At 58.4% G+C, this 12,371-nt stretch carries 13 protein-coding genes; 4 read left to right on the top strand and 9 right to left on the bottom strand.

The features are described from left to right. Positions 1-49: 49 nt before the first annotated feature. A complete protein-coding gene (locus B723_RS28335) occupies positions 50-1,012 on the top strand; it encodes a zinc-binding dehydrogenase (protein ID WP_017337371.1) in 963 nt (320 codons plus the stop codon). Positions 1,013-1,110: 98 nt separating this feature from the next. Here B723_RS28335 and B723_RS28330 read toward each other — a convergent pair whose 3' ends face one another. From B723_RS28330 to B723_RS28305, 6 genes are all read right to left on the bottom strand, one after another. Then, positions 1,111-1,764, bottom strand: a complete 654-nt coding sequence (locus tag B723_RS28330) for an HAD family hydrolase (RefSeq protein WP_017337372.1) — start codon at positions 1,762-1,764, stop codon at positions 1,111-1,113. Between the two features lie 34 nt (positions 1,765-1,798). After that, entirely contained in the window at positions 1,799-2,788 is a 990-nt protein-coding gene (locus B723_RS28325; protein WP_017337373.1) for an ABC transporter ATP-binding protein, read from the bottom strand. Beyond that, positions 2,785-3,585 (bottom strand): ABC transporter permease, encoded by an 801-nt coding sequence (locus B723_RS28320; RefSeq protein WP_017337374.1) that lies wholly within the window; start codon positions 3,583-3,585, stop codon positions 2,785-2,787. The genes B723_RS28325 and B723_RS28320 overlap by 4 nt, the downstream gene beginning before the upstream one ends. Then, entirely contained in the window at positions 3,572-4,408 is an 837-nt protein-coding gene (locus B723_RS28315) for an ABC transporter permease (protein WP_162491084.1), read from the bottom strand. The genes B723_RS28320 and B723_RS28315 overlap by 14 nt, the downstream gene beginning before the upstream one ends. 5 nt (positions 4,409-4,413) lie before the next feature. Beyond that, the gene (locus B723_RS28310) at positions 4,414-5,220 is read right to left on the bottom strand and encodes an alkaline phosphatase family protein (RefSeq protein ID WP_017337376.1); all 807 of its coding nucleotides are present in this window, start codon (positions 5,218-5,220) and stop codon (positions 4,414-4,416) included. Between the two features lie 127 nt (positions 5,221-5,347). Further along, positions 5,348-6,415, bottom strand: a complete 1,068-nt coding sequence (locus B723_RS28305) for an ABC transporter substrate-binding protein (RefSeq protein ID WP_017337377.1) — start codon at positions 6,413-6,415, stop codon at positions 5,348-5,350. A 350-nt stretch (positions 6,416-6,765) separates the two neighbouring features. Between B723_RS28305 and B723_RS28300 the strand changes: the two genes are divergently transcribed. Next, positions 6,766-7,479 (top strand): UTRA domain-containing protein, encoded by a 714-nt coding sequence (locus B723_RS28300; RefSeq protein ID WP_017337378.1) that lies wholly within the window; start codon positions 6,766-6,768, stop codon positions 7,477-7,479. Positions 7,480-7,503: 24 nt separating this feature from the next. Here the strand turns inward: B723_RS28300 and B723_RS28295 are convergent, their stop codons facing one another. After that, positions 7,504-8,271 carry a DODA-type extradiol aromatic ring-opening family dioxygenase gene (locus B723_RS28295; protein ID WP_017337379.1) on the bottom strand — a complete coding sequence of 256 codons (768 nt, stop codon included), beginning with the start codon at positions 8,269-8,271 and terminating at the stop codon, positions 7,504-7,506. 104 nt (positions 8,272-8,375) lie between these two features. Between B723_RS28295 and B723_RS28290 the strand changes: the two genes are divergently transcribed. Beyond that, on the top strand, positions 8,376-9,032 hold the full coding sequence (locus B723_RS28290) for a thiopurine S-methyltransferase (protein ID WP_017337380.1): 657 nt from the start codon (positions 8,376-8,378) through the stop codon (positions 9,030-9,032). Between the two features lie 110 nt (positions 9,033-9,142). Here the strand turns inward: B723_RS28290 and htpX are convergent, their stop codons facing one another. Beyond that, entirely contained in the window at positions 9,143-10,030 is an 888-nt protein-coding gene (gene htpX, locus B723_RS28285) for a protease HtpX (protein WP_017337381.1), read from the bottom strand. Positions 10,031-10,348: 318 nt separating this feature from the next. Beyond that, complete coding sequence (locus tag B723_RS28280) at positions 10,349-11,560, bottom strand: pyridoxal phosphate-dependent aminotransferase (protein ID WP_008030363.1); 1,212 nt, start codon at positions 11,558-11,560, stop codon at positions 10,349-10,351. Positions 11,561-11,785: 225 nt separating this feature from the next. Between B723_RS28280 and msrB the strand changes: the two genes are divergently transcribed. After that, positions 11,786-12,181 carry a peptide-methionine (R)-S-oxide reductase MsrB gene (gene msrB / locus B723_RS28275; RefSeq protein WP_031318585.1) on the top strand — a complete coding sequence of 132 codons (396 nt, stop codon included), beginning with the start codon at positions 11,786-11,788 and terminating at the stop codon, positions 12,179-12,181. The last annotated feature ends 190 nt before the right edge of the window (positions 12,182-12,371 follow it).

Raw genomic sequence — 12,371 nt, 5'->3', positions numbered from 1 at the left:
GCCCGGCGATACAGCTTCGGGCTCAGTCCAGACTCACTATGGAGGCACTGTGAAAGCATTGCAAGGCGTGGAAGGTCAAGTGGAGTGGCTTGATGAGCCCAGTCCTACATGTGATGTAGGGCAAGTTCGCATTCGGGTGGCGGCAGCGGGCCTCAATCGCGCCGATTTGTTACAGAAGGCGGGACTTTACCCGCCACCGCCGGGGGCCAGTCAGGTACTGGGTCTGGAGTGTTCCGGGGTGATCAGCGAGGTCGGCCCGGGGTCGTCATGGCAGGTGGGTGATCGGGTCTGCGCCTTGCTGGCCGGGGGTGGGATGGCCGAAGAGGTGGTTGTCGACGGACGGCATGTGCTGGCAGTGCCCGAAGGATTGTCCTTGGTAGAGGCGGCAGCGCTACCCGAAGTCTATGCGACCGTTTGGTTAAATTTATTTCATCTGGCGGGGCTCAAGCCCGGTGAGAAAGTTCTGCTGCACGCCGGAGCAAGTGGAATCGGTTCAGCCGCCATTCAGTTGTGCAAGGCGTTCGGTAGCCCGTGCTGGGTCAGCGTCGGTTCTGCCGAGCGGCTGGCTTACTGTGAAGCGCTGGGTGCCCAAGGGGGCGCGGTACGCACCGACGAACTTGAAAGCTTGAGCGACCTGGGGCCGTTCGATGTGATTCTCGACCCGGTCGGCGGTAACTACGCCGCACTGAACCTGAAACTGCTGGCCCGCGATGGCCGTTGGGTGCTGATCGGCTTGATGGGTGGCCGTGAAGCGAAGCTGGATCTGGCGCAGGTGCTGGCCAAGCGTGTGCAGCTGCTGGGTTCGACTTTGCGCAGTCGTGACGATCAGTTCAAGGCGGATCTGTTCAGCGATTTGAGCCAGCATGTCTGGCCGCTGTTTGCCGAAGGGCGGTTGAGTCCGCAGTTGGCGAAGACTTTTCCGATCAAGGATGCGGAAGCGGCGTTTGCCGAGTTGGCGACCAATAAGGTGGCGGGGAAGTTGGTGCTGGTGATCGACGAAAGCCTGACCTGAGATCGGGGATGCTTTGAAAAGATCGCAGCCTTCGGCAGCTCCTACAGGATGTTCGTCATTCAAGTGTAGGCGCTGCTGCGGGCTGCGATCTTTTGCTTTTATTTCCAGGTATGGATCGGCCAGCCAGCCTTTTCAGCGTGCTCAAGCAACACCGGATCGGGGTTCACCACGTGTGGGAATTCTACTTTCAGCAACAACGGCAAATCATTGCGTGAATCCGAATAGAAACTCGCGCCTTCCAGGTTTTCCTCTTCCGCATCCAGCCATTCCAGCAAGCGCGTGATCTTGCCTTCGCGGTAGGTCAGCGTGCCAACGGTGTGGCCGCTGTAAACCCCATGCAGCACCTCCAGTTCGATACCCAGAATCTCGTCGATGCCCAAGCGATCGGCAATCGGCCTGACCAGGTGCGTACCCGACGCCGAGATCACCAGAATCCGGTCACCCGCCTTACGGTGCGCAGCGATGGCCTTGGTGGCGTCGCTGAAGATGATCGGTTCGATGAAGTCTTCCACCCACGGCCCCACCAGATGGTCGATCTCTTCCGGCGTGCGTCCGATCATCGGCTCGAGGCTGAAGGTCATGTATTCCTCCATGCGCAGCTTGCCGTGGCTGTAAGCGTCCATCAATTCGTTGTTCTGCCGCATGAACGACTCGGGATCGACCCAGCCCAGGCGGCCCATTTGCTCGCTCCAGAGGGTGGCGCAGTCGCCGTGGATCAGGGTTTCGTCCAGATCAAAAATTGCCAGGGCCATCAGTGCAGTTCTCTCTTCAACATCAGCAAAGGCATCAGGCTACCTTACACAGGGCCGTCGGATCGATGGAAAGCGCCAGACGCTGACCATCGGGATGCAGATCGGCCGCCGAGCGGTTGAGCACATCCACCACCAGTTCCACGCCACGGGCCTCGACCCGGTAGCGGATCACGTTCCCCAGCAGGCTGTGGCTGCGTATTTGTGCATCGAGTTCGCCGTTCAGGCTCAGTTCGATGGCTTCCGGGCGAATCGCGATGCGATGCGCGATCGGTCGTTGCAGCAGTTTCGTGGCGCTGTCGGCGTCCAGCAGGTTGTAGTTACCGATGAAACCGGCGGCAAAAACATCCACGGGCGCGGTGTACAGGGTTTCGGCGTCGCCGCTCTGTACGATCTTTCCCTGATTCATCAGGAAAATCCGGTCAGACATGGTCAGCGCTTCTTCCTGATCGTGTGTGACGAAGATCGTGGTCAGGCCGAGTTCGCGCTGGATCTGACGGATCTGTTCGCGCAAGTGCTTGCGAATGCGCGCATCGAGCGCTGACAGCGGTTCATCGAGCAACAACAGACGTGGGCGAGTCACCAATGAGCGGGCGAGGGCGACACGCTGGCATTGCCCCCCCGACAACTGATGGGGATAACGCGCAGCAAAGTCATTCAGCTCCACCAGTTTCAACACGTCGGCAACGCGCTTCTGGCTGTCGTCGCTGTTGACCTTTTGCATGCGCAAACCGAAGGCGACGTTTTGCTCAACGGTCATATTGGGGAACAGGGCATAGCTCTGGAATACCATGCCGATCCCGCGCTTCTGCGGGCTCAGTGGTACGAGATCGTGTCCATCGAGCAGGATCTTGCCGCCATCCACCGATGTCAGGCCGGCAATGCAGCGCAGAAGCGTGGATTTGCCACAACCGGACGGGCCGAGGAGGGTGACGAATTCACCCTTCTGGATTTCGCAGTTGATGTCGCTGAACACCGTGGTGCCGGCGTAGTTTTTCTGCAGATGTTGGACGCTGACATAGCTCATTCGCTTTTGTCCTTGTTCAAGATATTGGCCGCCCAGGTCAGAACCAGCACAAAGAAGAAGTAGGAAATCACCACCGCACTGGTGAAGTGGCCGCTGCTGTTACGCATGTTGTTGAGGTAGACCTGCAGGGTTTCGTAGCGGGTGCCGACGAGGATGTTGGCGAACACGAACTCACCGAACAGGAACGAGAACGACAGCAGCAACGCCACCATCAAACCCTTGCGCAGGTTCGGCAATACGACCAGGAACGCTGCTTGCCAGGTGCTGGCACCGAGCAGTTGGGCAGCGTCCATCAGGTCGTGCAGGTTGATGGCTTGCAGGTTGTTGGTAATGGCCCGGTACATGAACGGCAGCGCCACAGTGAAATAGCAGCCGATCAGAATCCAGGGCGTGCCGACCATCGCGAACGGCCCCGACCCGTAAAGCTGCAATAACCCCACCGACGACACCACCGGCGGCACCGCGAAGGGCAGCAGGATCAGGATGTTCATCCACGCGTCGAGTTTCGGGAAGTGGTAATGCACCACGAATAGCAGCGGCAAAATCAGCACCACCGCCAGGATCAGCGAACCGACGCAGACCAGCAGCGATTGACCGAAAGCACTCAGGAAACGCGGATCGCTCCACAACTGCACGTACCATTTGAAGCTGAAACCGCTGGGCAGAATGGTTGCCGACCAACTGCTGGAAATCGAGTAGATAAAGGTGCCGACCAGCGGCAGTAACAGAATGGCAAACAGCAGGTACACCACGACGCGGTGATAAACACCGGCCGGGCCCAATTCAGCGCGAGACATGGTAGCTCCTCTTCAACAGCAACTGATGCACGACGGTCACCAGCGTCATCAACGCCACCAGTACCACGGCCAGGGCGCTGGCCAGGTTCGGGTCCAGGGAAATGTCGCCCGAGACCATCGCCGCAATACGGATCGTCATCACGTTGAAGTTGCCGGTGGTGAGGGCGTACACGGTGGCGTAGGCGCCGAGGGCGTTCGCCAGCAGGATCACGAACGTGCCGAGCAGCGCAGGCGTCAGCACCGGCAAACCGATGTGTCGCCAGAATTGCCAGCCGTTGGCGCCAAGCAGTTCGGCGGACTCGCGCCAGTCTTCACGCAGGGCGTCGAAGGCCGGGTAAAGCAGCAGCACCCCCAGGGGAATCTGGAAGTAGGTGTAAAGAATGATCAGCCCGGTTTTCGAGTACAGGTTGAAGTCCTGAATGATCCCGGCCTGCTTGAGCATGAGGGTGATGCTGCCGTTGAAACCCAGCAGGATAATGAACGCGAAAGCCAGGGGCACGCCGGAGAAATTACTGGTCATGTTGGCGAAGGCGTTGACGAAGTTGCGCAGTTTCGAGTCGACCCGACGCAGGGAATACGCACCAAGCACCGCGATGATGATCCCGAACACGCTGGACCAGAAGCTGATCTCGAGGCTGTACTGGATCGCCTGCAAGTAGAACTTCGAGCTGAAGATCCGGGTGAAGTTGGCCAGGCCCCAGCCGGACTCTTCCGACTCAAGGCTGTTGATCATCACCCAGACGAGCGGGGCGATCTCGAACACGATAAAGAACAGTGCGAAAGGCACCAGGCACAAGGCTGCCAGCCATTTACCGCGAGTCATGGCGTTCACTTGAGCAGCTCCCGGCACACAGGTTTGTCGTGGGTCACACCCAGCAGTTCACAGACGGTGCCGCAGATCTCGGTTTGCCTGGGCGCAGCGCTGGTGTTGAAACTGAACGCATCACCGAGCACGAACAGCGGTACTTCGCGTTCTTCGGGCAGCAGGCCGTTGTGGGAGCGATCGTTGTTCATGCCGTGGTCGGCGGTGACCAGCACCTGGTAACCGGCGTCGAGCCAGCCTTGCAGGTAGTCCGCGAGGAGGATGTCCGCCGAACGGGCACTGTTACGGTATTGCTGGGTGTCGAGGCCGTGCTTGTGCCCGGCGTCGTCGATGTTCATGGGGTGTACCAGGAGGAAATTCGGTGCATGCCGCAGGCGCAGGTTTTCCGCGTCGGCGAACAGGTGCGAATCCGGGTAATGGTCGTTCCAGTAGAAATGTCCGTGCTGGATCGGCATTTCGGGATCGTCGGTGTGACGGTCCCGGGCGGCTACGAAGGGCGAACGGTTATACAGCTCGCTCACCCAGTGATAGGCCGCGGCGGCAGTTTTAAGACCGGCATCGGTGGCGTAGTGATAGATGCTGCGCTGACTGGACAGGCGCGAGACGTTGTTGTGGACGATGCCACTGTCGATCGGCGTGACGCCGGTCAGGATGCATTCATACAGTGGGCGGGACAGGGCCGGCAGTTCGCACTCCAGTTTGTAGAGCGCCGCGCGTCCTGCGCCAACGTAAGCCTGCAAGTGCCCCATGGCGTGGCGCGCAACCTCGTAATTGAGGCCGTCGAGCACGACAAGGATGACGTTGTGCTTCATAGGGCGGAACTCCGCGAAACAGGTGGATCGATAAAATGTGTAGCAGCCGGCTTGCTGGCGATCCATACGCCGCGGTCTGACGGAGCACCGCAGTGATGCAATCGCCGGCAAGCCGGCTCCTGCAGCTTTATTTCATCTCGACGATGACTTCTTCGTTCCACTTCTGCGGCAGGGCCTTGGAGGTCTTCTCCCACGCGTCCGCGTCCTTGATCGGAGTCACTTTTTTGTACTGCTCGTTAGGCAGCAACTGAGCCTGAACATCGGCCGGCAATGTCAGGTGTTCGGCACGGATCGGACGAGCGTTGCCGCGCGCCAGGTTGATCTGGCCGGCGTCGCTGAAGATGTATTCGCGGGCCAGTTTGGCGGCGTTCGGGTGCTTGGCGTATTTGTTGATGATGGTGGTGTAACCGGAAATCACCGAGCCGTCGGATGGAATCAGTACGGTGTAGTCATCCGGATTCGCCATCTTCGCCTTGTAGCTCAGACCGTTGAAGTCCCAGACCACACCAACTTCGATTTCGCCCTTTTCCATCGTGGCGATGGTCGGGTTGGACATGGACAGACGACCTTGCTTGGCGATGTCGGCGAACAGCAACAGTGCGGGCTGGAGGTTTTTCTCGTCGCCGCCGTTGGCCAGAGCAGCAGCCAGCACACCGTTGGCAGCTTGGGCCGCAGTGCTCACGTCGCCGATGGAGACCTTGTACTTACCGTCTTTCAAGTCAGCCCATTTGGTTGGCGCATCGGAGCCGTGCAACAATTTTTTGTTGATGATGAAGGCGATGGTGCCGGTGTAGGCCAGTGCCCAGTTACCATCCTTGTCCTTCGCCCAGTCAGGAACCTGAGCCCATGTGCTTGGCTTGTACGGTTGGACCACGCCTTGCTTGACTGCGATCGGGCCGAATGCTGCACCGACGTCGCCGATGTCGGCGCTGGCGTTGTCTTTTTCAGCGGCGAACTTGGCGATTTCCTGGGCCGAGCTCATGTCGGTGTCGATGTGTTTCAGGCCGTAGTTCTTGGCCAGGTCATCCCAGGTGCCTTTCCAGTTGGCCCAGTTGTCGGGCATGCCGACGCTGTTGACCTCACCTTCCGCTTTCGCAGCGGCTTCCAGGGTTTTCAGATCGGTATCAGCCGCCATGGCGGCGTTGCACAGGGCAATGGTCGAGCCTAACAGTGATGCCAGGAAAAGCTGTTTCATTCCGAAGCTCCTTTGGTCGTTATCAACGCTGCGATTGCGGTGGTGTTGGTCTAGGTCAGCAATACCTGAGCCAATTTAGGCGCCTCTGATGACATTTTGATGTCGATCAGCGGTCCGCCTCTATTTTTTGTGCAACAGCGCTCAGGCTTCGGGATAAGCGTAGACCATGGCTAAAGAGCTGATATGAAAGGACTTGGCCATGAAATTGCAGGCACCTGACAGCACCGTTCAGCGCCTTTGTCATCTGTCAGTCATCTGGAGTGCCTAGGCTTGCTGATAGTTGAAGGAGCCGTTTCCAATGACGGTTTCGCCCCGAAACAGTGCTGGTCTAGTCCAGATAGGTAACGTTGATGCGCATCGAGACAACCAAAGCGGTGACAGCTATCGGGCAGGTTCTTCAGGAACAACTCGATCACGGGCTGCTGGCGCCCGGCAGCAAGTTACCGGCGGAGCGCAAGCTCAGTGAGTTATTCGGCACCACACGCATAACCGTGCGCGAAGCATTGTTGCAGTTGGAAGCCCAAGGGCAGATTTATCGCGAGGAGCGTCGGGGCTGGTTCGTGTCGCCGCCGCGCCTGGCTTATAACCTGATGCAGCGCAGTCACTTTCACGCGATGGTCAGCGCTCAGGGGCGGGTGCCGTCCACCGAAGTGATTTCGGCACGGCTGCAACCGGCGTCGGCAGCGGTCTGTGCCTGGCTGCAGTTGCCGGCGTTGTCGAGTGTGATTCAGGTCTGCCGGGCTCGGCGGATTGATGAGCGGCTGGTGCTGTATGTGGAGCACTACCTCAATCCGCAGTATTTTCCGGGGATCCTGGAGTTTGATTTGAATCAGTCGATTACCGAGTTGTACGCGCGGCATTACGACTTGCACTACGGGCGGGTGCGTTTCGAGATCGTGCCGACGGCGCTGTCGGCGGATGCCGCTGCGGCGCTACGGGTGTCGGTCGGGAGCCCTGGATTGCGCATCGCCCGGGTCAATTACGACCAGCATGAGCGGCTGATCGATTGTGACCTGGAGTTTTGGCGGCACGATGCGATTCATGTCGGCGTTGATGTGGTCTGAGCCTGGCCGCCGCAGGTTCTTTCATTATCCGAAGCGGTAAATGTCCATGCCCAGGGCACCCATGGTGAACCCCTTATGGCTGACGCTGAAAGTCCCGCCAGCACCACGGGCGAAGTACAGCGGCAACAAATGCTCATCACTCGGGTGGTTGCGCACAGCGTTCGGTGCTTGCTGACGATAGTCATGCAACGCGGCTTCATCGTTCGCTTCGAGTTTTTCGATCATCCAGTCGCGGAATTCCCTGGCCCACGGTTCGACGCTTTCGGGACCCGCATGCCAGTCCAGTTCGCGCAGGTTATGGGTGATGCTGCCGGAGCCGATCAACAGAACGCCCTGTTCGCGCAGGCTGCTCAGTGCGTGCCCGACGCGGGTTTGCAGGGCAGGGCCGCCGCGTGTAGGCAGCGAGACTTGCACCACCGGAATGTCGGCTTGCGGGTACATCAACGACAAAGGCACCCATACGCCATGGTCGAAAGGTCGTTCGGTGTCGATGCGGGCGGGCAAGTCACTGCGCTTCAGCAACTGGACAACCTCTGCGGCCAACTGTGGATCGCCGGGTGCCGGGTATTGCACCTCGAACAATGCCTTGGGAAAGCCACCAAAGTCATGCCAGGTTTCAGGTTGCGGATTGCCGCTGACCAACAGTTCATTGTTTTCCCAGTGGGCGGAAACAATCACGATGGCCCTGGGTTTTGGCAACTCGCCAGCCAGGCGCGCGAGAGCCGGCCCACTAGCGCCGGGTTCCAGGGCCAGCATGGGTGAGCCATGGGATATATACAGGCTGGGCAACATGAATGAGCTCCTGAGAGTTAAGATGGGCGTCATCTTCAGTCAGATCATTGATCTAAATCTAATATAAGTTTTAGGGTGTTTTGATCGAATTTTCGGAGATATTTATGCAGCCGGAGTTTTGGCACAAGCGGTGGACGTCGAATCAGATCGGCTTTCATCTGCCGGAAGTGAATCCATATCTGCAACGGTACTGGCCTCAGTTGGGCCTGGAGGACGGGACGCGCGTACTGGTGCCGTTATGTGGGAAAAGCCTGGATTTGCTATGGCTGGCGAAATGCGGTCACGAAGTGTTGGGTGTCGAGTTGTCGGAAAAAGCGGTGGAAGACTTTTTCCACGAGCACCAATTTGATCCGGATGTCAGCGATCAAGGGCCTTTTACGGTGTATCGGGCGGGGTCGATCGAGATCTGGTGTGGTGATTTCTTCGCCCTGACTGCCGGCGATGTTGCCGATTGCAGCGCTCTGTACGACCGCGCAGCGTTGATAGCCTTGCCACCGAAGATGCGAGAGCAATATGCGGCTCATCTGAACCGGATTCTGCCGAAAGACACTTTGGGGCTTTTGATCACGCTGGATTACGACCAGGCGCAAAAAGACGGGCCGCCGTTTGCCGTGCCTGATGATGAAGTGCAACGGTTGTTCGGCGCGGTGTGGTCGCTGAAGATTCTGGAAGACCAGGATGTCCTGGGTGAGAGCTGGAAGTTCATCGAGAGCGGCGTGACGCGGCTTGAGGAACGGGTTTATCGGGTTTCCAGTCATTAAGTTGTGTTGATTGTGCTTGCCGGCGATGAGGCCAGTGTCAGCACCACACAATTCAGACAGACAAAAAAAGGCCCGCATCACTGCGGGCCTTTTCTTTATTGCGGAACCGCTCAGCCCCGACGACGCAGTGCGTCGATACGCTCTTCAAGCGGCGGGTGGCTCATGAACATGCGAGCCAACCCTTGTTTGATGCCACCGTTGATACCAAACGCGCTCAGGGTGTCCGGCATATGCACCGGCAGGCCTTGTTCAGCGCGCAGGCGTTGCAGCGCGCCGATCATCGCGTTGGTGCCCGCCAGGCGAGCACCGGCTTCATCCGCACGGAATTCACGTTTACGCGAGAACCACATGACGATGGCGCTGGCGAGAATACCCAGGACCAGTTCGGCGAAAATGGTCGCCACGTAGTAGGCGATGCCCTGGCCTTCTTCGTTCTTGAAGATCACCTTGTCGACAAAGTTGCCGATGATCCGTGCGAAGAACATGACGAAGGTGTTCACCACGCCCTGGATCAGTGCCAGGGTGACCATGTCACCGTTGGCCACGTGACCGATTTCGTGGGCCAGAACGGCTTTCACCTCATCCGGCGAGAATCGTTCGAGCAAGCCCTGGCTGACCGCGACCAGTGCGTCGTTCTTGTTCCAGCCAGTGGCGAAGGCGTTCGCCTCGTAGGCCGGGAAAATCCCGACTTCCGGCATCTTGATCCCGGCTTCGCGGGACAGTTGCTCGACCGTTTGCAGCAGCCATTGCTCATGACGTGTGCGCGGCTGGGTAATGATCTGGGTGCTGGTACTCATTTTCGCCATCCACTTGGAGATGAACAGCGAGAACAGCGAACCGGCGAAACCAAAGACCGCACAGAAAATCAGCAGCTGATTGAGGTTGAGATCAACCCCATTGGCCGCCATGAACCCGTTGAAGCCGAAAAGGCTCAGGGTGATGCTGGCAATCAGCACGACCGCCAGGTTAGTGGCCAAAAACAGCAGGATGCGCATCATGGTTGTAGAAATCTCCTTTTGCTAAAGATGTAGCGTACTGCGGGGTATATAAGGTGCTGCACCGGGCTATTCAACCGGGTGACTATTTCAAACTGTGTCCTACAGCAAGAGTCTAGCCGCTTGCAGGACATTTCCGACGTGGATACGGGAAGCGATTGTCAGCCGATTCGCATCGCAAGCCCCGCCATTGTTGGACGCAGCCACGAAACATGAAGTCGGTGAACAATTGAAGCGGGGATGCCCGGCAAGGGGTAAAGATATGTTGCTGAATTGATCCTCGTGCGACTTTCGTTAAAAAGTCGCACGCGGCCAGTCCGATTACTGGCGATAGGATTTGAGGAAGTTGCCAATCCGTCCGATGGCCATGTCCAGGTCGTCGACGCGCGGCAAGGTCACCACGCGGAAGTGGTCCGGCCATGGCCAGTTGAAGGCGGTGCCTTGTACGACCAGCAGCTTTTCCGACAGCAGCAGGTCGAGCACGAATTTTTCGTCGTTGTGGATCGGGCAGACTTTCGGGTCAATGCGCGGGAACGCATACAGTGCACCCATCGGCTTGACGCAGCTCACGCCGGGAATGTCATTGAGCAATTCCCAGGTTCGGTTGCGTTGTTCCAGCAGGCGCCCTTGCGGCAGCACCAGGTCATTGATGCTCTGGTAGCCGCCGAGGGCGGTCTGGATCGCGTGCTGGCTCGGCACGTTGGCGCAAAGACGCATGTTCGCCAGCATGTCGATGCCTTCGATGTAGCTTTGCGCGTGGTGTTTCGGCCCGGAGATGGCAATCCAGCCGGAACGGAAACCGGCGACGCGATAGGACTTGGACAGGCCGTTGAAGGTCAGGCACAGCAAGTCCGGCGCCAGCGAAGCGGTGCAGATGTGCACGGCGTCGTCGTACAGGATCTTGTCGTAGATCTCATCGGAGAACACCACCAGATTGTGCTGACGGGCCAGCTCCAGCATGCCCAGCAGCACTTCCTTGGAATACACCGCGCCGGTCGGGTTGTTCGGGTTGATGATCACCAGCGCCTTGGTATTCGGGGTGATCTTGGCCTTGATGTCGGCCAGGTCCGGCCACCAGTTGGCCTGTTCGTCACACAGGTAATGCACCGGGTTGCCGCCGGACAGGCTCACGGCGGCAGTCCACAGCGGATAGTCGGGAGCCGGCACCAGCACTTCGTCGCCGTTGTTGAGCAGGGCCTGCATCGACATCACGATCAGTTCGGAAACGCCGTTGCCCAGGTAGATGTCTTCAATGCCGACGCCTTCTACCTGCTTCTGCTGGTAGTACTGCATGACGGCTTTACGCGCACTGAACAGGCCCTTGGAGTCGCTGTAGCCCTGGGCCGTCGGCAGGTTGCGGATCACGTCCTGGAGGATTTCGTCCGGCGCTTCGAAACCAAAAGGCGCCGGATTGCCGATGTTCAGCTTGAGGATGCGATGGCCTTCCTCTTCCAGGCGTTTGGCGTGCTTGAGCACTGGGCCGCGAATGTCGTAGCAGACGTTGGCGAGCTTGTTCGATTTGCTGACCTGCATGGCGATGTGTTCCCGAAAATGAACGATCCAGGCGGCGTCTGAACCACCGTACTGGGAATCCTGCGTATTCACACAGGCTGACGCCTTGAGAGGCAGCACTCATAAATCCGTTTGAATGCGCGTGGTCTGGCTGCCAGACTGGCGTTTGACGAGGCGCAATCATACGTGCCGCCCGATCCGTGGAAAAGGTACAGATCGGGCTTTTTCAGCTGCCGAGGTGTGATGATGGAAAAGTTGGAAAAAACCCTGGAAGAATGGCGGGCGATGCTCGATCCGGAGCAATACAACGTTTGCCGCCTCAAGGGCACCGAACGCCCGTTTTCCGGCAAATACAATGACAGCAAGATCGACGGTATTTACCACTGCATCTGCTGCAACGAGCCGCTTTTCGACTCCAAGACCAAATTTGATTCCGGTTGCGGCTGGCCGAGCTTCTATGCCCCGATCGGCGACAGCGCCATGGTCGAGATCCGTGACGTCAGCCACGGCATGATCCGCACCGAAGTGGTCTGCGCCAAATGCGATGCGCACCTGGGGCACGTATTCCCGGACGGTCCGCCGCCGACAGGCTTGCGTTATTGCATCAACTCGGTGTGCCTGGACCTGGTGCCGCGCTCGTAATGCGACCCCTGTAGGAGCTGCCGAAGGCTGCGATCTCCTGATCTTGGTTTTCTCGCGATTGCCGAAGATCAAGATCAAAAGATCGCAGCCTTCGGCAGCTCCTGCGCCAACTGTCGTTCAGTGATCCGTCATACCTATTAATTAAATTGCACACAATTCAATTGCTCGCTATGTTTGCCTCATATTCCTT

The sequence above is a fragment of the Pseudomonas fluorescens NCIMB 11764 genome, from assembly GCF_000293885.2.
GTDB classification, from domain to species: domain Bacteria; phylum Pseudomonadota; class Gammaproteobacteria; order Pseudomonadales; family Pseudomonadaceae; genus Aquipseudomonas; species Aquipseudomonas fluorescens_B.
This window is presented reverse-complemented; position numbering and strand designations above follow the sequence as displayed.